The organism is Streptomyces sp. NPDC002698 (genome assembly GCF_042888945.1).
In the GTDB taxonomy this organism is placed as follows: Bacteria; Actinomycetota; Actinomycetes; order Streptomycetales; family Streptomycetaceae; genus Streptomyces.
Genome location: NZ_JBIAQM010000022.1, coordinates 65655 through 90996 on the forward strand (window position 1 = coordinate 65655; position 25342 = coordinate 90996).

Sequence of the window (25342 nt, forward strand, 5' to 3'; positions counted from 1 at the left end):
GCACGGGCGGCCCCGGCGGCGCGCCGCGCCCGTGCCGGGAACGAGAACGCGCCGCTCCCCGCCGGGGCGCCCGCACGCTAGGGTCTCGGGCACAAGGGACGTTACTGATCGGTAAGGAGATCGGCCATGCAGCTCGGCATCAATCTCGGCTACTGGGGCGCCGGAATGGACGCGGACAACCTCGCCGTCGCCCAGGAGGCCGACCGGCTCGGATACGCCGTCTGCTGGGCGGCCGAGGCGTACGGCTCCGACGCGGCCACCGTGCTCAGCTGGGTCGCCGCCCAGACCGAGCGCATCGACGTCGGTTCGGCCATCTTCCAGATCCCGGCCCGCCAGCCCGCGATGACCGCGATGACCGCCGCGACCCTCGACTCGCTGTCGGGGGGCCGCTTCCGCCTCGGCCTCGGCGTCTCCGGCCCGCAGGTCTCCGAGGGCTGGTACGGCGTCAAGTTCGACAAGCCGCTGGCCCGCACCCGCGAGTACGTGGAGATCGTGCGCAAGGCCATGACGCGCGAGCGGCTGTCCCACGACGGCGAGCACTGGACCCTGCCGCTGCCCGGCGGTCCGGGCAAGCCGCTCAAGCTGACCGTGCACCCGGAGCGCGAGCACATCCCGCTGTACATCGCCGCGATCGGCCCGAAGAACCTGGAGCAGACCGGCGAGATCGCGGACGGCGCGCTGCTCATCTTCCCCTCGGCCGAGCACCTCGAGGACACCGCGATCAGCCACCTGCGCGCGGGCCGCGAGAAGGCCGGGAAGACGATGGAAGGGTTCGACGTCTGTCCGACCCTGCCGCTCGCCGTCGGCGACGACAAGGACGTCCCCGCGCTCGCCGACATGTTCCGCCCGTACACCGCGCTGTACGTCGGCGGCATGGGCAGCTTCAAGCAGAACTTCTACAACCAGCTCGCCCAGCGCATGGGCTACGAGAAGGAAGCCGCCGAGATCCAGACCAAGTACCTGTCCGGCGACAAGGAGGGGGCGGCCGCCGCGATTCCGCACTCGCTGATCGACCAGACGACGCTGCTCGGCTCGGTGGACCGCATCGCCGAGCGCATGAAGGCGTACGCCGCCGTCGGCGTCACCACGCTCACCCTGGCCCCCGCGGGCTTCACGCTGGAGGACCGGATCGCCTCGCTGCAGGCCGGCACCGAGGCCCTGGAGCGGGCCGGACTCGCGTAACCCCGGCGGAACCGCCGCCGGGAAGTTCTGCGGCCGTGGTGGGGGCTCGGGGGTCTTCCCCGCCACGGCCGTCACGGGGAACAACGCGCCGACGGCGGCTTGGTTACGCGTCCGGTCCTGCCGCTCCGTCCGTCGTTCGGCGGATTCGTCGGACACATCGGTTGCCAGGTCACATGCAACCCATTTGACTCGTTTTCTGCACAACTCTGCAGAGAGGGTGTCAATGATGCTGTCCGCCAAGAGCCTGTTCGAGGAAATCCTCGACAACGACGAGTCGTACCGCCTCTTCTGCTCCATCGCCGCCGGCGGGGAGTCGCAGGGCGGCTGGGAGAACGCCCGGATCGCCGCACTGGTCCCGGCGGACGAACGCGCCCTCGCCCCCAAGATCGCCCGGCACGGCGCCGACGAGGACAAGCACGGCCGGATCTTCAACGCCCTCATGAAGAAGCGCGGCCTCGAACCCGTCGAGGTACCGTCCGACACCGACTACACGATGCTCCTGGAGCGGCACGGCATCGGCCTCGCACACGACAGGCTCAAGGGCGACCAGCCCCTCACCGTGCAGGACATCATCACCTATCTGGCCCACAGCCGGGTCACCGAACAACGTGCCTCCGAGCAGATGGACCTGCTGCGCAGGCACTTCGCCGACCACCCCGACATCGGCCGCGCGGTGCGGATGATCGCGGCCGACGAGGACAACCACCTCGCCTACTGCCACGAGGAACTGCTGCGCTTCGCCCACGTCGGCCACGGCCGCGCCATCCAGCGGGCCCTGCGCGAGTGCGCGCTCGCCGAGATCCGGATCTACCGGGACGTCAGCCTCGCCGTGATGGCCCGCATGGGCCGCGTCCTCGGCTGGTCCAGGGCCAAGGCGGCCGTCCTCGCCGCGGGCATCCACGCCGTGTACGCCTACGAGCGGGCCGCGGGCTGGCACCGCATGGTCATCCTGAAGCCGCCCGAGCGGCGCGGCGCGCTCGACGGCCCCGCCACGACGGCACCCGAATTCGCCTGACCGGCCGGCCTACAGCCAGCCCCGCCGCTTGAAGAGCCGGAACAGCAGGAACTCCAGGACGACCAGGCCCCCGATCACCACCGGATACGACCACCGCCAGTGCAGCTCGGGCATGTGGTCGAAGTTCATGCCGTAGATCCCCGCCACCATCGTGGGGACCGCCGCCATGGCCGCCCACGCGGAGATCTTCCGCATGTCGTCGTTCTGCCGCACGCTCATCTGCGCCAGATGCGCCGAGAGGATGTCCGACACGAGCCGGTCCAGACCCTCCACCGACTCGTTGACCCGCAGGAGGTGGTCGTTGACGTCACGGAAGAACGGCTGCGCCTTCTCGTTCACGAACGGCACGTCCGCCGCCTTCGGGCCCGGGCCCGAGAGCCGGGCCAGCGGCACCGTCAGCGGGACCGTCGCCCTGCGGAACTCCTGGACCTGCCGCTTGAACGCGTAGATCCGCGACGCGGTGTTCCGCGAGCCTCCGGACTGCGGGGAGAAGACCTCGGCCTCCAGGTGCTCCAGGTCGGTGCCGAGCTCGGTGGCCACCTCCAGATAGTGGTCCACCGTGGCGTCGGCGATCGCGTACAGCACCGCCGTCGGCCCGTGCCGCAGCGTCTCGGGATCCGACTCCAGACGCTCCCGGACCGTCTTGAGAGGCGACTCCTCGCCGTGCCGCACGGTCACCACGAACGAGTCGCCGACGAACACCATGACCTCGCCGGAGGTGACCGTGTCGCTCTCCGGCTCGTACGCCACCGGCTTCAGGACGACGAAGAGCGAATCCTCGTACACCTCGAGCTTGGGGCGCTGATGGGCCTTGAGGGCGTCCTCGACCGCCAGCGGGTGGAGCGCGAACTCCTCCGTGACCAGCTCGAACTCGTTCTCCGTGGGCTCGTACAGGCCGATCCACACGAAGGCGTCGCCCCCGGCGCGGCACCGGGCCAGGGCGTCGGAGAGGTCACCACGGTCCTCGGTCCGCCGGCCGTCACGGTAGATGGCGCAGTCGACGATCACGGTGCGGATTCTCCCGCCGCCGGGGCCCCGCCGCACACCGGGAGCCGCTTTCCACAGGGCCCGCCGTGTCCCCGGGCCCTCCGTCTACGCTGGGCCGCATGCCCACCCTGATCCTCGTCCGGCACGGACGTTCCACCGCCAACACCGCGGGACTGCTCGCCGGCTGGACGCCCGGCGTCGCCCTCGACGAGCGCGGTACGCAGCAGGCCGCGGCCCTGCCCGGCCGGCTGGCCGGGCTGCCGATCGCCGAGGTCGTCACCAGCCCCCTCCAGCGCTGTCGGGAGACCGTCCAGCCGCTGCTGGAGGCACGCCCCGAGGTCCCCGTGCACACCGAGGAACGGATCGGGGAGGCCCACTACGGCGACTGGTCGGGCCGCAAGCTCGCCGAGCTCAAGGACGAGCCGCTGATGGACGTCGTCCAGGCGCACCCGTCCGCGGCCGCGTTCCCGGGCGGCGAATCGATGCGCGCCATGCAGACCCGCGCCGCCGAGGCGGTACGCGAGTGGAACGCGCGCGTGGAGCGCGACCACGGCGGTGACGCGGTCTACCTCATGTGTTCGCACGGCGACATCATCAAGTCGCTCGTCGCCGACGCACTCGGACTTCATCTCGACCTCTTTCAACGGATCTCTGTCGAACCGTGTTCCATCACCGCGATCCGTTACACCCGGCTGAGGCCCTTTCTCGTGCGTCTCGGGGACACCGGTGATCTCGCCTCCCTGGCCCCGCGCGAGGAACCGCCGGGCGGCGACGCACCGGTCGGGGGCGGTGCGGGCGCACCGTGATCGTCGGCCGCAGTAGGGTGAAGCGGTCGAACCAGCACAGCAGTTGTCAACCCGTTCTCAGCCGATGCGGGCCGGCGCCGTCAGCCGGTCCCCATGCCGATTCAATGGAGACAGGACGTGTCCCGTCAGGTGTTCCTCTACGACCCCCCGGACCGCTTCGTGGCCGGTACGGTCGGGTTGCCCGGACGTCGTACCTTCTTCCTCCAGGCATCCTCCGGCCCCCGGGTGACGAGTGTGGCTCTGGAGAAGACCCAGGTCGCCGCACTCGCCGAGCGGATGGACGAACTCCTCGACGAGGTCGTCCGGCGCACCGGTGGCAGCGCCCCGGTCCCGGCGATGGCCTCGACCGAGGTGTCCGACACCGCCCCCCTCGACACCCCCGTGGAGGAGGAGTTCCGGGTCGGCACCATGGCTCTGGCCTGGGACGGTGAGGAACAGCGCATGATCGTCGAGGCCCAGGCCCTCGTGGAAGTCGAGGCGGAGTCCGACGAGGACCTCGCCGAGGCCGAGGAACGGCTGCTCCAGGACGAGGAGAACGGCCCGCCCATGCTCCGGGTCCGGCTCACCGGCGCGCAGGCCAGAGCCTTCGCCAAGCGCGCGCTCGACGTCGTCAACGCCGGCCGGCCCCCCTGCCCGCTGTGCAGCCTCCCGCTCGACCCGGAAGGACACGTATGTCCGCGCCAGAACGGATACCGCCGCGGAGCGTGACGACCGCCGAGCTGCTCGCCCGGGGCGAGCTGAAGGTACGCGGACAGATCCGCGAGGCCTCGAACGCGGTGCTCTACTGCTCCGTGTCCTACGAGGGCCGCGAGGCCTTCTGCGTCTACAAGCCCGTCGCCGGGGAGCGGCCGCTGTGGGACTTCCCCGACGGCACGCTCGCCCAGCGCGAGGTGGCCGCCTACGAGGTCTCCGAGGCGACCGGCTGGGGGCTCGTGCCCACCACCGTGCTGCGCGACGGGCCGTACGGCGAGGGCATGTGCCAGATGTGGATCGAGCCGTCCGCCGCCGAGGACGGTGAGGGGCTCCTCGCCCTCGTGGAGGGCGAGGAGCCCGCCGAGGGCTGGAAGGCGATCGGTTTCGCCGAGGTCGGCGAGGGCGGTACGGCCCTGCTCGTGCACGCCGACGACGCCCGGCTGCGGCGGCTCGCCGTCCTCGACGCCGTGATCAACAACGCCGACCGCAAGGGCGGCCATCTGCTGCCCGCCCAGGAAGGCCGCCTCTACGCCATCGACCACGGGGTCACCTTCAACGCCGAGAACAAGCTGCGCACCCTGCTGTGGGGATGGGCGGGGGAGCCGCTCACGGACGAGGCCCTCCAGGTCCTGGCCTCCCTGCGCGACGCCCTGGCCCCGGGCGCGCCCCTGGCCACCCGCCTGGCCGAACTCGTCACCGCCGTCGAGATCGAGGCCACGCGCGCGCGGGTCGAGGCCATGCTCGCGTCCGGGAAGCACCCGGAACCGAGCGGGGACTGGCCCGCGATTCCCTGGCCCCCGGTGTAGCGCACCGCCGCGTCCGCGCCGCGCGACACGGTCTTGCCAACGTCAGTTCATGCCCAGTTCGTATACGGAAGTCCCGTCCGGTTAGGCTCATGACATGTATGCCTGGCCCGCTTCTGAGGTCCCCGCCCTGCCCGGTGAGGGACGCGACCTCCGGATCCACGACACCGCGACCGGGGGGCTCGTCACCCTCGACCCCGGCCCCGTCGCCCGTATCTACGTCTGCGGCATCACGCCGTACGACGCCACCCACATGGGACACGCGGCGACCTACAACGCGTTCGACCTCGTGCAGCGCGTGTGGCTCGACACCAAGCGGCAGGTTCACTACGTCCAGAACGTGACGGACGTCGACGACCCGCTGCTGGAGCGGGCCGAGCGCGACGGCGTCGACTGGGTGGGACTCGCCGAGAAGGAGACCGCCCTCTTCCGCGAGGACATGACCGCCCTGCGGATGCTGCCGCCGCGCCACTACATAGGCGCCGTCGAGGCGATACCCGGCATCGTGCCGCTCGTCGAGCGGCTGCGGGACGCCGGAGCCGCCTACGAACTCGAAGGCGACGTCTACTTCTCCGTCGAGGCCGACCCCGCCTTCGGCAAGGTGTCCAACCTGGACGCCGCGACGATGCGCCTGCTCTCCGCCGAGCGCGGCGGCGACCCGGACCGGCCCGGCAAGAAGAACCCCCTCGACCCGATGCTGTGGATGGCCGCCCGCGACGGCGAGCCGAGCTGGGACGGCGGCTCGCTGGGCCGCGGCCGGCCCGGCTGGCACATCGAGTGCGTCGCCATCGCCCTCGACCACCTGGGCATGAGCTTCGACGTCCAGGGCGGCGGCTCCGATCTCGCCTTCCCGCACCACGAGATGGGCGCCTCGCACGCCCAGGTGCTGACCGGCGAGTTCCCCATGGCCAAGGCGTACGTCCACGCCGGCATGGTCGCGCTCGACGGCGAGAAGATGTCGAAGTCCAAGGGCAACCTCGTCTTCGTGTCCCGGCTGCGGCGTGACGGGGTCGACCCCGCCGCCATCCGGCTGGCGCTGCTGGCCCACCACTACCGCTCCGACTGGGAGTGGACGGACAGCGTCCTCGAAGAGGCCCTCGCGCGCCTGGACGACTGGCGGGCCGCGGTGTCGCGCCCCGACGGGCCGTCCGCCGACGCGCTCGTCGAGGAGATCCGCGCCGCGCTCGCCGAGGACCTCGACGCGCCGGCCGCGCTCGCCGCGGTCGACCGCTGGGCGGCGCTCCAGCACGAGAGCGGCGGCACGGACGAGGGTGCCCCCGGCATCGTCTCGCGGGCCGTCGACGCCCTCCTCGGCGTCGCCCTGTAGGACCTCGTCCCGCCGCACTCCACCGAGCGCGGCGGGACACGCGAGTGCCGGGCGGGGATTCCCCGCCCGGCACTCGCCATGTTCCCGGAACCTCCGTCCCTACCTGGTCACGATGACGGACTGGAGGGCGCCGGTGCCGGTGTCGTAGATCCCGTAGACCTGCTGCCCGAAGGCGAAGGCCTTCTGGACCACGTCGTGGGTCACCGGGTCGGGGTGGACGAGCCTGCGCCAGCCGTTGTCGATGAACAGGTACAGGGCCTGCGGCTGGCCGGGCAGCGGCGTCACGACGTCCTGGAAGTGCTGGGCCATGCCGATGGACAGGGCCCGGGTCTCGACGGCGCTCGGCAGGATCAGCGGCTCACCCTGCTGGATCTGCTGGTGCTGTTGGTGCTGCTGCTGACCGCCGAGCTGCTGGAGCAGCTGCTGGAACGGCTGCTGCTGCCCGAGCTGCTGGAGCTGCTGCTGGAGGTACTGCGGAACCTGCTGCCCGGTCTCGTGCCGGCCGAAGGGCTGCTGAGCCTGCTGCCCCATCGGCGCCTGCTGCCCGATGAACGTCTGCTGTCCGATGGGCATCTGCTGTCCGAACGGCTGCTGCTGGGCCATGCCCTGCTGCTGGTAGGGCGATGTGCTCGGGTACTGCTGCTGTCCCTGCTGTCCCTGCTGTCCCTGCTGTCCCTGCTGGCTCATCTGCGGGATCGTGCTCATGCGGGGTGCCACCTTCCATCCATGGTTGGTTGCGTTCCGTCTCGGTCCGGTGGGACCACGTCCTCAGCCCGTCACGACCAGGCCGACGATCTCGTCGTCCGAGAACCAGACCCGTACATCGGGCCGTCCCCCCGCGAAGGCGGAGTGCACCGCCTGGCGGATCTCGGGGGACGGGTGGTCGAGGTTGCGCCAGGCACCGGACACGTACAGCCGGAGCCTCGGCGGGAGTTCGCGCGGATACGGCAGCAACTCGTCCCAGTACCGTTCGGCCCGGCCCGAGCCGACCGCCTCCGGCAGCAGACGGGTGACCGCCGCCTTGATGTCGGGACGGCTGCCGATCCGCTGGGACGCGGGCCGCTCCGGCGCGTCCTGCTGCGGGGAACCCGTGGACCGCAGCAGTTCGCGCGCACGTTCCGGGGACATCGGCGGCCGGCCCGCGGCCTTGAGCATGCCCTGAAGCGACGCCAGAGCGCCGACCACCACCGGGGAGGCGGAAGAGGTCCCGGAGAACGTGTCCGTGTACCAGGCGATCTCCTCGGCCCCGCCCTGCAGATCGCCGGGCCGGTCCCAGAAGCCACCGGTGGTCGTGACCTCGCGTCCCCAGCCCTGCGCGTCCACGCGCGCGCCGTGGTTGGAGAACGCGAGCCGTGAACGGTCCGGCCCGTGGTCGCGGCCGTGCGTGCCGGGCGGCGGTGCGCCCGCGCCGACCAGGATCGCCCCGGAGGACGGATTGGAGGGGTTGAAGGGATTGCGCCACCACTCCGGGAACTCCGGCGGGCGCCGCTCGTAGAGCGCGTCGTCGAGCGACTCGGCGCCGTTGCCGGCCGCCGCCACCACGAGGATGCCCCGGGAGGTCGCGTCCTGGATGGCGGCGAAGTCGTCGGGCCACCATTCGAGGGCGATGTAGCCCGCCTGGCTGTCGCGCTCCTCGAAGTCGAACCGGGGCCCGGGGGCGTGCAGTTCGACCAGGATGATGTCGCCGGTGCCCAGCCGTTCCGCCGCCGCGTGGATCGCCGCGGCCGTCCCGATGCCCCGGACGGACGCGGCCGCGGTCACGGCGTCCGGCACGATCCCGGTGATCCCGTGCCCGTCGCGGTCGCCGCCGATCACGCCGATGACGGCGGTCCCGTGGTTGCGCCAGGCGAGGTCCGTGTGCGGAGTGCCGACGACGACGCCGGCGAGCTTCGACGCCAGGTCCTCGTGTCCGAGCTGCCAGGCGCCCTCCACGTCGATCACGGTGACGCCCCGGCCCGAACCGCCCGGCCGCTGCCACGCCCAGTACGCGTCGACGCCCTCGGGCGCCGGGCGCAAGTAGCCCTGCCTGCTGGTGAAGTCGGGGGTGACAGGCGCCCCCTCCTTCAGCCGCCGGCCGTCCTCGGAGCTCCCGCCGGTCCACGGTCCCGGTTCCGGCGCGGCGGGAACGGCGCCGGGTTTCACGTACGCCGCGTCGATCCCCGGCAGCGCGGCGATCCGGGCGCGCAGTTCCTGGGCGCGGCCGCCCGCGCCGCGCAGCCGGTAGAAGAGCGCGAGGTCGGGACCGCTCCCGGTGCCCGCCGCCGAGGACTGCCGGAGGCGTTCCTCGCTGCCGAACAGGGGCTCCAGGACGAGCTGTTCGTCGCTGAGGAACATGTCGAGGGCCGAGACGTCGGCGCCCGCCGCCGAGTGGACGCCCTCGGCCCGTGCGCGCAGTCTGGCTTCCGGACGGGCGACGACGATCAGTTCCCGCTCGGCTCCTCGGTAGGTGAATCCCGCTCCGTCGGGCCCCGGCCCGGTCGTTCCCGGGCCCTGCGCCGGCTGTACCTGGTCGGTCATCGCGTACCGCTCCCTTCGATCCCTGGGGTGCCGGTCCCTGCGTGTGCCGTTCGATGTGTGTGCCGTACGCCGTGCCGTGCGCTGTCCTCCGGCCGGCGGCATGCGCCATGTCCCTTGCCGGGGCGGCGTCTTCGAGGCACAACCTGGCACGCCCACGGCGTCCCGTCCACCCCGAATTCGCCAACTTGGTTTGCCGACAAGTTGAATTGGGCAACGTGTGCAATCCGTCCTGAAACAGATGTCACGCCGAATTCAGGCCGAAGGCCGTCGAGACGGATGTCATGCAGCGGGGCGGCAGTGGCGGCCGACCGCCGATGGTGCGCCCGGACAGCACTCCTGAGGACGTGTGGGGGCGTGCGGGGACGTGAAGGCGGGGCCGCGGCGGTGGATCCGGACAGCCGGAAGGGGCGGTACGCGTGGCGCGCACCGCCCCTTCGGGTCCTGTCAGTCCTCGGAGGAGCCGTCCGCGTCGGAGGGGCCGGAGGAATCCGGCGTGTCCGTGGACTCCGGCGCGTCCGGCGTGCTCGACGTGCCCGGGGTGGTCCCGGAGTCGGACGCGTGGTCGTGGGTGTCCGGCCCGGTGCCGTCGCCGGCGCTGTCCGGCTCCCTGTCCTTCCCCGACTCCTCGTCCGGGCCGGTGTCCTGCCCGTTGCCGGACTCGGGGCGCTGGGTCAGCGGCGGCCGGGTGCGGCCGCCGGGAGTGTCGCGGAGGTACGAGGCCGGCTCGCCGCTCTCCGTCGCGTGGCCCGGAGCCCCCGCCGTCGGACCGCCGCCGTCCCTGCGGCGCAGATAACGCTCGAACTCGCGGGCGATCGCCTCGCCGGACGCCTCCGGCAGCTCGGCGGTGTCCCGGGCCTCCTCCAGCGTCTGCACGTACTCGGCGACCTCGCTGTCCTCGGCGGCGAGCTGGTCGACGCCCAGCTGCCAGGCACGCGCGTCCTCGGGCAGCTCGCCCAGCGGAATGCGCAGGTCGATGAGGTCTTCCAGGCGGTTGAGCAGCGCCAGTGTCGCCTTCGGGTTGGGCGGCTGCGACACGTAGTGCGGTACGGCCGCCCACAGGGACACGGCGGGTACGCCCGCGTGCGTGCACGCCTCCTGGAGGATGCCGACGATGCCCGTGGGGCCCTCGTACTTGGTCTCCTCCAGATCCATCGTGCGGGCCAGGTCGGCGTCGGAGGTGACTCCGCTGACCGGCACCGGACGGGTGTGCGGGGTGTCGCCGAGCAGCGCGCCCAGGATGACCACCAGCTCCACGCCCAGTTCGTGCGCGAAACCGAGCAGTTCGTTGCAGAACGAGCGCCAGCGCATCGACGGCTCGATGCCGCGGACCAGCACCAGATCGCGCGGCTTCTCGCCGCCGATCCGGACCACCGACAGACGCGTGGTCGGCCAGGTGATCTTGCGCACGCCGGCGTCCAGCCACACGGTCGGACGGTTCACCTGGAAGTCGTAGTAGTCCTCGGCGTCCAGCGCCGCGAACACCTCGCCCTTCCATTCCCGATCCAGATGCGCGACCGCGGCGGAGGCGGCGTCGCCGGCGTCGTTCCAGCCCTCGAACGCGGCCACCATGACTGGGTCGATCAGCTCGGGAACCCCCTCCAGCTCGATCACCCAGCGCCTCCTTCCGATGTGCCCTCGCGTACGCCTCAACCTTACGGCGTGCCGAGGGGACCTCCGCAGCCCCCTTGCACGGGGGAGTGAACGGATCACTGCCCCGCCGAAGGCCCGGAAACACGCGAGCCCGCCACCCCGCCCCGCCCGCGCGTCCGGGCCGTCCCCGGTCAACTCGCCGGGCAGCCGTGAGGATTGCCGCGCGGCGAGCGGCCACGAAGCGCGCGGCACCCGCACACGGGCTGAGGGGCGGCACCCCCCCCGTGGGAGCCGCCCCTCACCCGTCCGTGGACGCCTACTCGCCGTCGAGCAGGTCCTGCACCTTGCCGCGGACCTCGTCCGTGGCCAGACCGCGGATCGTCAGCGTCGTACGGCGGCGCAGCACGTCGTCCGCCGTCTCGGCCCATTCGTTGTCCCGGGCGTAGACGACCTGCGCCCAGATCTCCGGGGCGTCCGGGTGGACCCGCTCGCCGAGCGCCGGGTTCTCGTTCGCCAGCCGGGCGATGTCGAAGGCCAGCGAGCCGTAGTGGGTGGCCAGATGCCGGGCCGTGTCGGCGGCCATGCGCGGACCGGGCGCCGGTCCGTCCACCAGCAGACGGTGGGCGACCGCGCGCGGGTTGGCGACACCGGGCAGCGGCAGCTTCTTCGGCAGCGTGGACATCGGCTCGAAGTCCTCGCCCAGCGGCCGGCCCGGCAGCGCCTCCAGCTTCTTCATGACGGTTCGGCCGATGTGCCGGAAGGTGGTCCACTTGCCGCCCGCGACGGACAGCATCCCGCCGCGGCCCTCCGTGACGACCGTCTCGCGCTTGGCCTTCGAGGTGTCGCCGGGGCCGCCCGGCAGCACCCGCAGACCGGCGAAGGAGTACGTGATCAGATCGCGCGAGAGCTGCTGGTCGCGGATGGAGTACGCGGCCTCGTCGAGGATCTGGGCGGTGTCCTTCTCGGTGACCGCGACGTCCGCCGGGTCGCCCTCGTACTCCTCGTCGGTGGTGCCGAGCAGGAGCATGTCCTCCCAGGGGAGGGCGAAGGTGATGCGGTACTTGTCGATCGGGGTGGCCAGCGCCGCCTTCCACGGGGAGGTGCGCTTCAGGACCAGGTGCGCGCCCTTGGACAGACGTATGGACGGAGCCGCGTTCGGGTCCTCCAGCTTGCGCAGGTGGTCGACCCACGGGCCGGTCGCGTTCAGCACGAGCCGGGCGTTCACGCCGAACTCGTCGCCGGACAGCCGGTCCCGCAGCTCGGCGCCCGTCACCCGGCCCCGGGTGAAGCGCAGGCCCGTGACCTCGGCGTGGTTCAGGACCGCGGCCCCCGACTCGACGGCCGCGCGGACCGTCATCAGGGCCATGCGGGAGTCGTTCATCTGGTCGTCGCCGTACACGGCCACGGCCTTGAGGTTGTCGGTGCGCAGCTCGGGCACGTCCTGCGCGGCCTTGGAGGGGCTGAGCAGGTGTCCCACGCCGTCACCGAACGCCGACAAGGCGGAGTAGGCGAAGACGCCCGCTCCGAGCTTCGCCGCGCCGTGCGGCCCGCCCTTGTACACGGGGAGGTAGAACGTGAGCGGGTTCGCCAGGTGGGGTGCCACCTGGCGGGAGACCGCACGGCGCTCGAAGTGGTTCTCCGCCACCAGCTTCACCGCGCCGGTCTGCAGGTAGCGCAGACCGCCGTGGAGGAGCTTGGAGGACGCGGAGGAGGTGGCGCCGGCGAAGTCGCCGGCGTCGACCAGAGCCACCCGCAGCCCGGACTGCGCGGCGTGCCAGGCGGTGGAGATGCCCAGGATGCCGCCGCCGATGACGAGGAGGTCGTACGTCGCCTTGGAGAGCTGCTCCCGGGTCTCGGCGCGGCTCGGGTTGGAGCCGGAGGCCGGGTGCGTACCGAGGGCAGGCACGGACTGCAGGGTGGACTGGCTGGTCATTGCGGGTTCTTACTCCTCGTCAGTTCTCGTCTTCGATCCAGCCCATGGTCCGCTCGACGGCCTTGAGCCAGCTCTTGTACTCACGGTCGCGGACGTCCGCGTCCATGTTGGGGGTCCATTCCGCGGCCCGGCGCCAGTTGGCGCGCAGGTCCTCGGTGTTGGTCCAGAAGCCGACGGCCAGACCGGCGGCGTAGGCGGCGCCGAGGCAGGTGGTCTCGGCGACCATCGGGCGCACCACGGGAGCGTCCAGGACGTCGGCCAGGGTCTGCATCAGCAGGTTGTTGGAGGTCATGCCGCCGTCGACCTTGAGCGCCGTGAGCTCGACGCCGGAGTCCTTGGTCATGGCGTCGCTGATCTCACGGGTCTGCCAGGCGGTGGCCTCCAGGACGGCGCGCGCGATGTGCGCCTTGGTGACGTACCGGGTCAGGCCGGCGATCACACCGCGGGCGTCGGGACGCCAGTACGGGGCGAACAGGCCGGAGAAGGCCGGCACGAAGTAGGCGCCGCCGTTGTCCTCGACCGAGGACGCGAGCGTCTCGATCTCGGCGGCGGACTGGATCAGGCCCATCTGGTCGCGCATCCACTGCACCAGCGACCCGGTGACGGCGATGGAGCCTTCCAGGGCGTAGACCGGCTCCTGTTCGCCGATCCGGTAGCCGACGGTGGTCAGCAGGCCCGAGTAGGAGTTGATGATCTTGTCGCCGGTGTTCATCAGCATGAAGGTGCCGGTGCCGTACGTGGACTTGGCCTCGCCGGGGGAGAAACAGGTCTGGCCGAACAGGGCCGCCTGCTGGTCGCCGAGCGCGGAGGCGACCGGGATGCCGCCGAGCAGCTCGCCGAGCGGGCCGCCGGTGACGTCGCCGTAGACCTCGGCGGAGGAGCGGATCTCGGGCAGCATCGCCAGCGGGACGCCGATCGACTCGGCGATCTTCTCGTCCCACGCCAGGGTGTGCAGGTTCATCAGCATGGTGCGGGAGGCGTTGGTGACGTCGGTGACGTGCTTGCCGCCGTCGACGCCGCCGGTCAGGTTCCAGATGACCCAGGTGTCCATGGTGCCGAAGAGGATGTCCCCGGCCTCGGCGCGCTCGCGCAGGCCCTCGACGTTGTCGAGCAGCCAGCGGGCCTTGGGGCCGGCGAAGTACGACGCGAGGGGCAGGCCGGTCTCGCGGCGGAAGCGGTCCTGGCCGACGTTGCGGCCGAGCTCCCGGCACAGGGCGTCGGTGCGGGTGTCCTGCCAGACGAGCGCGTTGTGGACGGGCTCACCGGTGTTCTTGTCCCAGAGCAGCGTGGTCTCACGCTGGTTGGTGATGCCGATGGCCTTGATGTCGTCACGGGTGATGCCGGCCTTCGAGATGGCTCCGGCGACGACCTCCTGGACGTTGGTCCAGATCTCGGTGGCGTCGTGCTCGACCCAGCCCGGCTTCGGGAAGATCTGCTCGTGCTCCTTCTGGTCGACGGAGACGATGCGTCCGTCGCGGTCGAAGACGATGCAGCGCGACGAGGTGGTGCCCTGGTCGATGGCGGCGATGAAGGGGCCGGCGGTGTGTGCGTCGGTCACGGTGTGCTCCTGGTGTCCGTGGGAGAGGGGCTGTATACGGCGCGGTGCTTCAAAGCGGTGCTGTGCGGCTCATGGTGCATGGGGCGCGGCTTCCAAGCGTGCTGGAGCGGGGCTCCTAGGCGAAGGCGACGTTGTATATGCCTGCTGCGATCGCGCCGCCGATGAGCGGGCCGACGACCGGTATCCAGGCGTAGCTCCAGTCGGAACCACCCTTGTTGGGCAGGGGGAGCAGGGCGTGCACGATGCGCGGACCGAGGTCACGGGCCGGGTTGATCGCGTAGCCGGTGGGGCCGCCGAGGGAGAGGCCGATGCCCACCACCACGAAGGAGGTGATCAGGGCGCCGAGGACGCCCAGGCCGTCGCCGTTGTTGTTCAGTCCCTGCGTGAGGATCGCGAGGATCAGCACCACGGTGCCGATGATCTCGGTGGCGAGGTTCTGCACGGCGTTACGGATCTCGGGCCCGGTGGAGAAGATGCCGAGCACCGGTCCCGCGGCCGCCTCCTCGGCCTCGACGGCCTTCACGGCCGGCTTGTCGGAGCCGCCGACGATCTCGCTGTCGGTGAGGTGGGCGAGGAACTGGCCGTAGTAGGCCACCCAGACCAGCGCCGCGCCGATCATGGCGCCGAGCAGCTGTCCGCCCCAGTAGGTGGCGAGGTTGCCGTAGTCGTCGTCCTTGATCGCGAGGGCGAGGGTCACGGCCGGGTTGAGGTGCGCTCCGGAGAGCGGCGCCGAGATGTAGACCGCGGTCATGACCGCGAAGCCCCACCCGAAGGCGATGGCCAGCCATCCGGCGGCTCGCGCCTTGGAGGCCTTCAGCGTGACGGCGGCGCACACGCCACCGCCGAGCAGGATGAGAACGGCGGTACCTATGGTCTCGCCGATGAAGATGTCGGAGCTGGACACCCGCGACTCCTTTGTCCTTCGTCCAGGGGAAGCCGAACCCCGGGTCCCACCGGTGGTTCGTGCTCTCGGGGAGTGAGAGCGATGTCGGCCCCGGCATTGCCACACCCTAACGCCTATTGCCGGTAGGTGTTCGACAATGCCGACCGATGGACGGGAGTCTTGCTCTCGCTTCGTCGGCTCGTCAAGGGTTCGGTTATCGAAAACGCGATCGTTATTGATTGCTGTGTGCTATCGGTGCGTCGCCGCACGTCCGAGGGCATACGGAGAAGGCCGGGAAGCATTCCGCTTCCCGGCCTCGGCCCCCTGTGAATCCCGGCCCCGGCCCCTGTGAATCCCGGCCCCGGCCGCTGTGAATCCCTGACCTCGCCGAGTGCGAACCGCAAGTGGCGTACGCCGAGGCCGACGCGCGCGCGGAAGGCATCCGCGACGGTGTGCGTCCGGGAACGGTTCTGCGAACGGCGTACGTGTCGAAACCGCCCGGCGGGCGGGTGTATACGGTCAGGGCCGCCGGGTGAACAGTGTTCGTGCCGTCAGATGAACGGTGGGCCCGGGCGCCGAACGCCCGGTGGCAGGTGGCGGCTGACAGGCGTCAGGCGTCCCACGGACGGCGGGACGGCCGGCGCACGGCGGGACGGCCCGGCGAACGGCGTTCGCGTCAGAACCGGCCGGCGCCCAGGTCGCGCGACACCGCGCGGGCGCAGTCGCGCACCGCGGCGATCAGCTCCGGCCGCAGCTCGCCGTCCTTGCACACCCGCTCCACGGCCCCGGTGATGCCCACCGCGCCGACCGGCATGCGGCGCCGGTTGTGGATCGGGGCGGCCACCGAGGCGACCCCCGTCCACGTCTCCTCGACGTCGTCCGCGTACCCCCGCGCGCGGGTCACGTCGAGGACGCCCTCGAAGTCGTCCAGTTCGCTGATCGTCCGCGGGGTGAACGCCTTGCGCTCGACCTCCAGGACCTCGCTGTGCGCCACCGGGTCGTACGCCGACAGCACCTTGCCCAGGGCCGTGGAGTGCAGCGGCTGCATCGCCCCCACCTCCAGGACCTGCCGGCTGTCGTCCGGCCGGAAGACGTGGTGCACGATCAGGACGCCCTGCTGGTGCAGCACGCCCAGGTAGACGCTCTCGCCGCTGGAGCGGGCCAGGTCGTCGGTCCACACCAGGGCGCGCGCCCGCAGTTCGTGGACGTCGAGATAGGTGGTGCCCAGCCGCAGCAGTTCGGCGCCCAGTTGGTAGCGCCCGGAGACCGTGTCCTGCTCGACGAACCCCTCCTGCTGGAGGGTGCGCAGGATGCCGTGGGCCGTACCCTTGGCCAGGCTCAGCGAGGAGGCGATGTCCGACAGGCCGAGCTGTCGCTCGCCGCCCGCGAGCAGCCGCAGCATCGCCGCTGCCCGTTCGAGCGACTGGATGTTCCGTGCCATCGCCGTGCTGCCTCCGTCCCCTTCGACCGCCGGCGCGACTACCCGCTGCCGTTCGGCAATGTCGAACACTACCGGTCGTCACCGATCTCCCGCCAATGGCGTGGTCGCCCCGAGTTCCGTCCGTCTCCACGCAGCCGTCACCCGCGCCGTGCCCGTCCGCCCCGTGGACGGCCTGCCCCATCCCCGGTGCTCCGGGCTACCCTGACGGCGTGCGCCTTCCATGGGAAGCGCAAAGCCGACAGCCGTCGCACTCCAGGGAGCACCTTCATGGCCTCGTTGCCGAACCCGTCCCTTTCGTCCGGTCTCTCCGAAGGCCGGAAGCGAACCGACGCACTCCGAGAAGCGCTCGCCACCCGTGTCGTGGTGGCCGACGGCGCGATGGGCACGATGCTTCAGGCGCAGGACCCGACGCTGGAGGACTTCGAGAACCTCGAAGGCTGCAACGAGATCCTCAACATCACCCGCCCCGACATCGTGCGCTCCGTCCACGAGGCGTACTTCGAGGTCGGCGTCGACTGCGTGGAGACGAACACCTTCGGTGCGAACCACTCGGCCATGGCCGAGTACGACATCGCGGACCGCGTCCACGAACTCTCCGAGGCCGGCGCCAGGATCGCCCGTGAGGTCGCCGACTCCTTCGGCGCCCGCGACGGCCGCCAGCGCTGGGTGCTGGGCTCGATCGGCCCCGGCACGAAGCTGCCGACGCTCGGTCACGTCTCCTACGGCACCCTGCGCGACGGCTTCCAGGCCAACGCCGAGGGTCTGCTCGCCGGCGGCGCCGACGCGCTGATCGTCGAGACCACCCAGGACCTGCTGCAGACGAAGTCCTCCGTCCTCGGCGCCCGCCGCGCCATGGAAGCCCTCGGCACCGAGGTCCCCCTCCTGGTCTCGATGGCCTTCGAGACCACCGGCACCATGCTGCTCGGCTCCGAGATCGGCGCCGCGCTGACCGCGCTGGAACCGCTCGGCATCGACATGATCGGCCTGAACTGCTCGACCGGCCCCGCCGAGATGAGCGAGCACCTGCGCTACCTCACCCGGCACTCCCGCATCCCCCTGCTGTGCATGCCGAACGCCGGCCTGCCGGTCCTGACGAAGAACGGCGCCCACTTCCCGCTCGACGCCGAGGGACTGGCCGACGCCCAGGAGAACTTCGTACGGGACTACGGCCTCTCCCTGATCGGCGGCTGCTGCGGTACGACACCCGAGCACCTGCGCCAGGTGGTGGAGCGGGTGAACGGCCTCACGCCCCCCGGGCGCAGCCCGCAGCCCGAGCCCGGTGCCGCCTCGCTCTACCAGACGGTCCCGTTCCGTCAGGACACCGCCTACATGGCGATCGGTGAGCGCACCAACGCCAACGGCTCGAAGAAGTTCCGCGAGGCGATGCTGGAGGCCCGCTGGGACGACTGTGTGGAGATGGCCCGCGACCAGATCCGCGAGGGCGCCCACATGCTCGACCTGTGCGTCGACTACGTCGGCCGCGACGGAGTCGCCGACATGGACGAACTGGCCGGCCGCTTCGCCACCGCCTCCACCCTGCCGATCGTGCTCGACTCCACCGAGGTCGAGGTCCTGCGCGCGGGCCTCGAGCGCCTCGGCGGACGCGCGGTCCTCAACTCCGTCAACTACGAGGACGGCGACGGACCCGAGTCCCGGTTCGCGAAGGTCACCCGGCTGGCCCAGGAACACGGCGCCGCGCTGATCGCGCTGACCATCGACGAGGAGGGCCAGGCCCGCACCGTCGAGACCAAGGTCGCCATTGCCGAACGGCTCATCGACGACCTCACGGGCAACTGGGGCATCCACGAGTCCGACATCCTCATCGACACCCTGACCTTCACGATCTGTACCGGCCAGGAGGAGTCCCGGGGGGACGGCATCGCGACGATCGAGGCGATCCGCGAGCTCAAGCGCCGCCGCCCCGACGTGCAGACCACCCTCGGCCTGTCCAACATCTCCTTCGGCCTCAACCCGGCCGCCCGCATCCTGCTCAACTCCGTCTTCCTCGACGAATGCGTCAAGGCGGGCCTGGACTCGGCGATCGTGCACGCCTCCAAGATCCTTCCGATCGCCCGCTTCACCGAGGAAGAGGTCACCACGGCCCTCGACCTCATCCATGACCGGCGCGCCGAGGGCTACGACCCGCTGCAGAAGCTCATGGCACTGTTCGAGGGCGCCACCACCAAGTCCCTGAAGGCGGGCAAGGCCGAGGAACTGGCCGCGCTGCCGCTGGACGAACGCCTCAAGCGGCGGATCATCGACGGCGAGAAGAACGGCCTGGAGACCGACCTCGCCGAGGCCCTCCAGGACCGCCCCGCCCTCGACATCGTCAACGAGACCCTGCTCGACGGCATGAAGGTCGTCGGTGAACTCTTCGGCTCCGGCCAGATGCAGCTGCCCTTCGTGCTCCAGTCCGCCGAGGTCATGAAGACGGCCGTCGCCTACCTCGAACCCCACATGGAGAAGTCGGACGCGGAGGGCAAGGGCACCATCGTGCTGGCCACCGTGCGCGGCGACGTCCACGACATCGGCAAGAACCTCGTCGACATCATCCTGTCCAACAACGGCTACAACGTCGTCAACCTCGGCATCAAGCAGCCGGTCTCCGCGATCCTGGACGCCGCCCAGGAGCACAGGGCCGACGTCATCGGCATGTCCGGGCTCCTGGTCAAGTCCACGGTGATCATGAAGGAGAACCTGGAGGAGCTGAACCAGCGGGGCCTGTCCGCCGACTACCCCGTCATCCTCGGCGGCGCCGCCCTGACCCGCGCCTACGTCGAACAGGACCTCCACGAGATCTACCAGGGCGAGGTCCGCTACGCCCGCGACGCCTTCGAGGGCCTGCGCCTCATGGACGCCCTGATCGGCGTCAAGCGCGGAGTGCCCGGCGCGGTCCTGCCCGAACTCAAGCAGCGCCGGGTGCGGGCCACCGCGTCCGCCGAGATCGAGGAGCGCCCGCAGGAGGGACACGTCCGCTCCGACATCTCCACCGACAACCCCGTCCCCAAGGCCCCCTTCACCGGCACCCGCGTGATCAAGGGCATCCAGCTCAAGGAGTACGCCTCCTGGCTGGACGAGGGCGCCCTCTTCAAGGGCCAGTGGGGCCTCAAGCAGGCCCGCGCCGGCGACGGCCCGACCTACGAGGAACTCGTCGAGACCGAGGGCCGGCCGCGACTGCGCGGTCTGCTCGACCGCCTCCAGCGGGACAACCTGCTGGAAGCCGCCGTGGTCTACGGCTACTTCCCCTGCGTCTCCAAGGACGACGACCTGATCATCCTCGACGACCAGGGCAACGAGCGGACCCGCTTCACCTTCCCCCGCCAGAGCCGCGGCCGCCGGCTGTGCCTCGCCGACTTCTTCCGCCCCGAGGAGTCGGGGGAGACCGACGTGGTCGGCCTCCAGGTCGTCACCGTCGGCTCCCGGATCGGTGAGGAGACCGCCAAGCTCTTCGAGGCCAACGCCTACCGCGACTACCTCGAGCTGCACGGCCTGTCCGTGCAGCTCGCCGAAGCCCTCGCCGAGTACTGGCACGCCCGCGTGCGCTCCGAGCTCGGCTTCGCGGGGGAGGACCCCTCCGAGATCGCCGACATGTTCTCCCTCAAGTACCGAGGGGCCCGCTTCTCCCTCGGCTACGGCGCCTGCCCGAACCTGGAGGACCGCGCCAAGATCGCGCAGCTCCTGGAACCCGAGCGCATCGGCGTCCACCTCTCCGAGGAGTTCCAGCTCCACCCCGAACAGTCCACCGACGCCATCGTGATCCACCACCCCGAGGCCAAGTACTTCAACGCACGGTGAGGTCCCGACGCGCCGCGCCACGCGCCGCGGCGCACGCTGATCGGATAAGTCGTACACTTATCGGTCCATCGCAGGCCGGTTGTCCCCTGGCGCTCCAGGGAGCGACCGGCCTGGTCGTCCCTCAAGGAGGTGCGCCAGGATGACCAGTACGGTCCCCGCGCTCGGAATCCGTACGGCCGAAGGCTCAGCCCTGCAGGCCGTGCTCCTCGACATGGACGGAACCCTGGTGGACACCGAGGGCTTCTGGTGGGACGTGGAGGTCGCGGTCTTCGCGGCCCTCGGACACGCGCTGGACGACTCCTGGCGCCATGTGGTGGTCGGCGGCCCGATGACCCGCAGCGCGGGTTTCCTCATCGAGGCCACCGGCGCCGACATCACGCTGCCCGAACTGTCCGTGCTGCTCAACGACGGTTTCGAGGAGCGCATCGGCCACTCCCTGCCGCTGATGCCGGGCGCCGCCCGGCTGCTCGCCGAACTCGCGGCGCACGAGATCCCCACCGCGCTCGTCTCCGCCTCGCACCGGCGGATCATCGACCGCGTCCTGGGCGTGATCGGCTCGCACTTCTTCCACCTGACCGTCGCGGGCGACGAGGTGGAGCGGACCAAGCCGTTCCCCGACCCGTACCTCCTCGCGGCCGCCCGGCTCGACGCCGAACCGGGGCGCTGCGCCGTCATCGAGGACACCTCGACCGGTGTCGCCTCCGCCGAGGCCGCGGGCTGCCAGGTGATCGCGGTGCCCTCGGTCGCGCCCATCGCCCCGGCCGCCCGTCGCACCGTCGTGAATTCCCTCGAAGAGGTCGACCTGCCCTTTCTGCACCGTCTGATGACAAAAGCGCACTGACGCGATCACCGAGCGTCGCCGCTTTCATCACGCAGCGTGCCGAACCGAATGCGCGGAAAGGGTTCGGCCGTTCCGTGTGATAACCGCGGGCGAGGGCCCGGTGGAATGCATATCGGGGCGGAACGACCAATTCCGGAAGCTTCAATCAATTTTACTGTGTGATGTTCGCCACGTGACGGAGGGTCGACAGCGGGACCGGCTTGTGCCCGCACCGCCCTTTCGCGAGGCCGCGACGTGCCCTTGTGTCCCGATTGATGAAACCCTGCACTAATCCTTCCCGTGTCGGGTTATCGGTGCGTCCACGCCCCGTTTCGCAGCGTGAGCGGAAGACGGCTCCCGCATCGGATTGCCGACCCTGTGGTGCGGACTAATGTCATCGCGAGAACATCGCCGTAACCCCGTGACCCGCCGCGCCACCCCTGCATGCCGGTTCGCGGAACCTACAGCTCTGGAGAAACACGAGCATGAACCGCAAGACTTTGGTGATGCCGGCCGTGGTCGGCCTGCTCGCCCCAGTGCTCGCCGCGTGCGGCGGGTCCGCCAGCGGGGGCGACAGCGGCGATGCCATCGTTGTTGGTACCACGGACCAGTTCACCGCGTCGAAGGAAGCTCCGGCACCGTTCGACCCGGCGTACGCGTACGACGTCGGCACCTGGAACGTCCTGCGCCAGACCGTGCAGACGCTGATGGTCCAGCCGCGTGGTGACGGCGAGCCCCAGCCCGAGGCGGCCGAGAAGTGCGGGTTCACCGACAGCGGGAACGAGCGCTACTCGTGCACCCTGCGTGAGGGCCTGGAGTTCTCCAACGGTGACTCGATCACCGCGAAGGACGTCAAGTACTCGATCGACCGTGCGCGGGCCATCAAGGCCGACAGTGGTGTGGCCGGCCTGCTGTCCACCATCGACACCGTCGAGACCCGCGGCGACCGCGAGGTGATCTTCCACCTCAAGATCGCCGACGCGACCTTCCCGTTCAAGCTGTCGACCCCGGTCGCCGGCATCGTGAACCCGAACGACTACGAGAAGGACAAGCTGCGCGACGGCTTCTCCGTGGACGGCTCCGGTCCGTACAGCGTGAAGATCGAGTCCAGCGACGACACCGTCACCAAGGCCGTCTTCACGAAGAACTCCCGTTACAAGGGTCAGCTGAAGGTCAAGAACTCCCAGGTCGAGATGCGCTCCTTCGCGGACGCCGACACCATGGGAGCGGCCCTCGAAAAGGGCGACATCGACCTGATGACGCGCTCGATGACGCCGGACCAGATCAACAAGCTGGACAACGCTTCGGGTGGCAACGTCAACCTGAACGAGATGCCCGGCCTCGAGATCCGCTACCTGGCCTTCAACACCAACGCCACGTCGGTGAAGTCGGCGGCCGTCCGCCAGGCCATGGCCCAGGTGATCAACCGCGGCGAGCTCGTCTCCAAGGTCTACGGTTCCCAGGCCGAGCCGCTCTACTCGCTCGTCCCGGCGACCATCACGGGCCACGCCAACGCCTTCTTCAACAAGTACGGCGACCCGAGCGTCAGCAGGGCCCAGACGCTGCTCGCCAAGGCCGGCATCACCACCCCGGTCAAGATGACCCTGCACTACACGACCGACCACTACGGTGCGGTCACCGAGCAGGAGTTCGAGGTCCTGAGGGACCAGCTCAACAAGAGCCGCCTCTTCGACGTCGACATCAAGGGCACGCCCTGGGCCAAGTTCCGCCCGGCCGAGCAGAAGGGCGCCTACGACGTCTACGGCATGGGTTGGTTCCCCGACTTCCCCGACGCCGACAACTACCTGGCGCCGTTCCTCGACAAGGACAACTTCCTCGGCTCGCCGTACGTGAACAGCAAGATCAACAACAACCTGATCCCGGACTCCCGCCGCGAGGCCGACCGCCTCACCGCGTCCAAGAGCCTCACCGAGATCCAGAACATCGTGGCCGACGATGTCCCCATCATCCCGCTCTGGCAGGGCAAGCAGTACATCGCCGCGCGTGACGACATCACGGGCTCGGAGTGGGCGCTCAACTCCTCCTCCACCCTCCAGCTGTGGGAGCTGAGCCGCGGCGTCAGCGAGTGACCCAAGTATCCGACCCGGGGCTGTGAAGCCCCGGGCCCGACCCGGGACCCGACGGTCCCGGGTCTTTCGGCTTCAAGGACGCGGAACGTGCCCGTACCCATGCCGTGGCACGTGCCGGTGTCCACGTCGTGGCACACCCCGCGGGCACAGCGCGGGACCCTCCGAGGCCCCGCCGGGCGCCGCACCCGACCGTCCCACGCGAAGGGCGCCCGTTCCCAGGGGAACGGGCGCCCTTCGCGCTGCCTCGGACAGACCGGTACCGCCCGGCGCTACTGCGCCCCGGGACGCACCAGCCCGCTCTCGTACGCGTACACCGCGGCCTGCACCCGGTCGCGCAGCCCCAGCTTCGTCAGGACATGCCCCACATGCGTCTTGACCGTCGTCTCGCTGACGAACAGATCGGCCGCGATCTCCGCGTTCGACAGACCGCGCGCCACCAGCTTCAGCACCTCGACCTCACGGTCGGTCAGCGTGTGCAACGTGTCCGGAACCGGCTCGTCCCCGGACGGCAGATGCCCCGCGTACTTGTCCAGCAGCCGACGCGTGATGCTCGGCGCGAGCATCGCCTCGCCCGCCGCGACCACCCGGATCGCCTGCACCAGCTCATTGGCCGGCGCGTCCTTGAGGAGGAAACCGCTGGCACCCGCCCGAAGCGCCTCCACCACGTACTCGTCGAGGTCGAACGTCGTCAGCACCAGAACCTTCGCCGGACCGTCCCGGCCCGGGCCGGTGATCTGCCGCGTCGCCTCCACACCGTCCATCCGCGGCATACGGATGTCCATCAGAACCACATCGGGCTGCAGGGCACGAACCTGATCGAGTGCCTGGAGACCGTCACCGGCCTCGCCGACGACCGCGAGATCCGGCTCCGCCTCCAGAATCATCCGGAAGCCGGTGCGCAGCAGCGGCTGGTCGTCGACCAGTAGGACGCGGATGGCCACGTAAGTCTCCTTCGCTAGTCCGGCCCCATTCTGCCCTGCTACCCGGTGCCCGACCCGGGCGCCCTGACCGGGAGCGGATACACCGGGGGAGTACCACCGAATTCCGGACACACCGCCTGGTGATCACACCAGCCGCAGAGCTTCGTGGGACGCGGACGCCACTCACCCGTCTCCGTCGCCTCCCGGATCGCGTCCCACAGCGCGAGCAGCTTGCGCTCGACCCGCTCAAGATCCCCGATCTCGGGGTCGTACGTCACCACGTCACCGCTGCCCAGATAGACCAGCTGAAGACGGCGCGGAACCACCCGCTTCAGCCGCCACACCACCAGCGCGTAGAACTTCATCTGGAACAGAGCGCCCTCGGCGTACTCGGGCCGCGGCGCCTTCCCCGTCTTGTAGTCCACGATCCGGACCTCGCCCGACGGCGCCACATCGACCCGGTCGATGATCCCGCGCAACGTCAGCCCGGAATCCAGCCGCGCCTCCACGAACAGCTCCCGCTCGGCCGGCTCCAGCCGCGTCGGGTCCTCCAGCGTGAACCAGCGCTCCACCAGCCGCTCCGCCTCGGACAGCCAGCGCGCCAGCCGCTCGCCCTCCGGATCGTCCGCGAACAGCTCCGCGACCTCCGGCTTCGTCTCCCGCAGACGGTCCCACTGCGCGGGGATCAACGACTTGGCACGCGGTGCCGTCCGGTCCGCGGCCGGCGCGTCGAACAGCCGCTCCAGGACCGAGTGCACCAGCGTCCCCCTGGTCGCCGCCTCACTCGGCTTCTCCGGCAGCTTGTCGATCACCCGGAACCGGTACAGCAGCGGACACTGCATGAAGTCACTGGCACGCGAGGGCGACAGCGAGGCGGGCGCGCGCGCCACCGCGGGAGCCGGAGCGCCGGCGACGACCCCGCCGGTCACGGCCGCTTCTTCGGGCACGGCGCCCTCGGTGCTGGTTTCCATGACAACAGACC

General features: G+C 70.5%; 19 protein-coding genes. 9 read left to right on the forward strand and 10 right to left on the reverse strand.

All coding sequences use genetic code 11. From position 1 onward, the window contains the following. The first annotated feature begins 126 nt into the window (after nt 1-126). Entirely contained in the window at nt 127-1182 is a 1056-nt protein-coding gene (locus ACFYW9_RS27160; protein ID WP_389155385.1) for an LLM class F420-dependent oxidoreductase, read from the forward strand. Between the two features lie 226 nt (nt 1183-1408). Further along, on the forward strand, nt 1409-2197 hold the full coding sequence (locus ACFYW9_RS27165; protein WP_389155388.1) for a ferritin-like domain-containing protein: 789 nt from the start codon (nt 1409-1411) through the stop codon (nt 2195-2197). A 9-nt stretch (nt 2198-2206) separates the two neighbouring features. Here the strand turns inward: ACFYW9_RS27165 and corA are convergent, their stop codons facing one another. Further along, complete coding sequence (gene corA, locus ACFYW9_RS27170; RefSeq protein WP_351864028.1) at nt 2207-3205, reverse strand: magnesium/cobalt transporter CorA; 999 nt, start codon at nt 3203-3205, stop codon at nt 2207-2209. Nucleotides 3206-3303: 98 nt separating this feature from the next. Here corA and ACFYW9_RS27175 point away from each other — a divergent pair, with 98 nt between their 5' ends. The 4 genes from ACFYW9_RS27175 (at nt 3304) to mshC (ending at nt 6813) form a co-directional block, all read left to right on the forward strand. Next, complete coding sequence (locus tag ACFYW9_RS27175) at nt 3304-3990, forward strand: histidine phosphatase family protein (RefSeq protein ID WP_389155391.1); 687 nt, start codon at nt 3304-3306, stop codon at nt 3988-3990. 117 nt (nt 3991-4107) lie between these two features. After that, nucleotides 4108-4698 carry a DUF3090 domain-containing protein gene (locus tag ACFYW9_RS27180; protein ID WP_103551452.1) on the forward strand — a complete coding sequence of 197 codons (591 nt, stop codon included), beginning with the start codon at nt 4108-4110 and terminating at the stop codon, nt 4696-4698. Next, on the forward strand, nt 4662-5489 hold the full coding sequence (locus ACFYW9_RS27185; RefSeq protein WP_351864025.1) for an SCO1664 family protein: 828 nt from the start codon (nt 4662-4664) through the stop codon (nt 5487-5489). The genes ACFYW9_RS27180 and ACFYW9_RS27185 overlap by 37 nt, the downstream gene beginning before the upstream one ends. A gap of 94 nt (nt 5490-5583) precedes the next feature. Beyond that, nucleotides 5584-6813: a cysteine--1-D-myo-inosityl 2-amino-2-deoxy-alpha-D-glucopyranoside ligase gene (mshC, locus tag ACFYW9_RS27190; RefSeq protein ID WP_351864022.1), complete on the forward strand. Its 1230-nt coding sequence runs from the start codon at nt 5584-5586 to the stop codon at nt 6811-6813. A gap of 99 nt (nt 6814-6912) precedes the next feature. On the opposite strand, the gene ACFYW9_RS27195 is transcribed toward mshC, so the two are convergent. From ACFYW9_RS27195 to ACFYW9_RS27225, 7 genes are all read right to left on the reverse strand, one after another. After that, nucleotides 6913-7518: a hypothetical protein gene (locus ACFYW9_RS27195; RefSeq protein ID WP_389155396.1), complete on the reverse strand. Its 606-nt coding sequence runs from the start codon at nt 7516-7518 to the stop codon at nt 6913-6915. A gap of 63 nt (nt 7519-7581) precedes the next feature. After that, a complete protein-coding gene (locus ACFYW9_RS27200; RefSeq protein ID WP_389155399.1) occupies nt 7582-9330 on the reverse strand; it encodes a S8 family peptidase in 1749 nt (582 codons plus the stop codon). Nucleotides 9331-9774: 444 nt separating this feature from the next. After that, the gene (locus ACFYW9_RS27205; protein ID WP_389155402.1) at nt 9775-10941 is read right to left on the reverse strand and encodes a PAC2 family protein; all 1167 of its coding nucleotides are present in this window, start codon (nt 10939-10941) and stop codon (nt 9775-9777) included. A gap of 295 nt (nt 10942-11236) precedes the next feature. Continuing rightward, nucleotides 11237-12853, reverse strand: a complete 1617-nt coding sequence (locus ACFYW9_RS27210; RefSeq protein WP_351864014.1) for a glycerol-3-phosphate dehydrogenase/oxidase — start codon at nt 12851-12853, stop codon at nt 11237-11239. A gap of 19 nt (nt 12854-12872) precedes the next feature. Then, on the reverse strand, nt 12873-14411 hold the full coding sequence (gene glpK / locus ACFYW9_RS27215; protein WP_351864012.1) for a glycerol kinase GlpK: 1539 nt from the start codon (nt 14409-14411) through the stop codon (nt 12873-12875). Nucleotides 14412-14526: 115 nt separating this feature from the next. Further along, on the reverse strand, nt 14527-15315 hold the full coding sequence (locus ACFYW9_RS27220) for an MIP/aquaporin family protein (protein ID WP_389155406.1): 789 nt from the start codon (nt 15313-15315) through the stop codon (nt 14527-14529). 655 nt (nt 15316-15970) lie between these two features. After that, the gene (locus ACFYW9_RS27225; protein ID WP_351864006.1) at nt 15971-16735 is read right to left on the reverse strand and encodes an IclR family transcriptional regulator; all 765 of its coding nucleotides are present in this window, start codon (nt 16733-16735) and stop codon (nt 15971-15973) included. A gap of 267 nt (nt 16736-17002) precedes the next feature. Between ACFYW9_RS27225 and metH the strand changes: the two genes are divergently transcribed. From metH to ACFYW9_RS27240, 3 genes are all read left to right on the forward strand, one after another. Next, nucleotides 17003-20530, forward strand: a complete 3528-nt coding sequence (gene metH / locus ACFYW9_RS27230) for a methionine synthase (RefSeq protein WP_389155410.1) — start codon at nt 17003-17005, stop codon at nt 20528-20530. Nucleotides 20531-20669: 139 nt separating this feature from the next. Then, nucleotides 20670-21371, forward strand: coding sequence for an HAD family phosphatase (locus ACFYW9_RS27235; RefSeq protein WP_351864001.1), 702 nt, complete (start codon nt 20670-20672; stop codon nt 21369-21371). Nucleotides 21372-21835: 464 nt separating this feature from the next. Beyond that, the gene (locus ACFYW9_RS27240; protein ID WP_389155415.1) at nt 21836-23440 is read left to right on the forward strand and encodes an ABC transporter substrate-binding protein; all 1605 of its coding nucleotides are present in this window, start codon (nt 21836-21838) and stop codon (nt 23438-23440) included. Nucleotides 23441-23709: 269 nt separating this feature from the next. On the opposite strand, the gene ACFYW9_RS27245 is transcribed toward ACFYW9_RS27240, so the two are convergent. Both ACFYW9_RS27245 and ACFYW9_RS27250 read right to left on the reverse strand, forming a co-directional pair. Continuing rightward, nucleotides 23710-24381 carry a response regulator transcription factor gene (locus ACFYW9_RS27245; protein WP_037628456.1) on the reverse strand — a complete coding sequence of 224 codons (672 nt, stop codon included), beginning with the start codon at nt 24379-24381 and terminating at the stop codon, nt 23710-23712. A gap of 38 nt (nt 24382-24419) precedes the next feature. After that, nucleotides 24420-25331, reverse strand: a complete 912-nt coding sequence (locus ACFYW9_RS27250) for a RecB family exonuclease (RefSeq protein WP_389155419.1) — start codon at nt 25329-25331, stop codon at nt 24420-24422. Nucleotides 25332-25342: the final 11 nt, after the last annotated feature.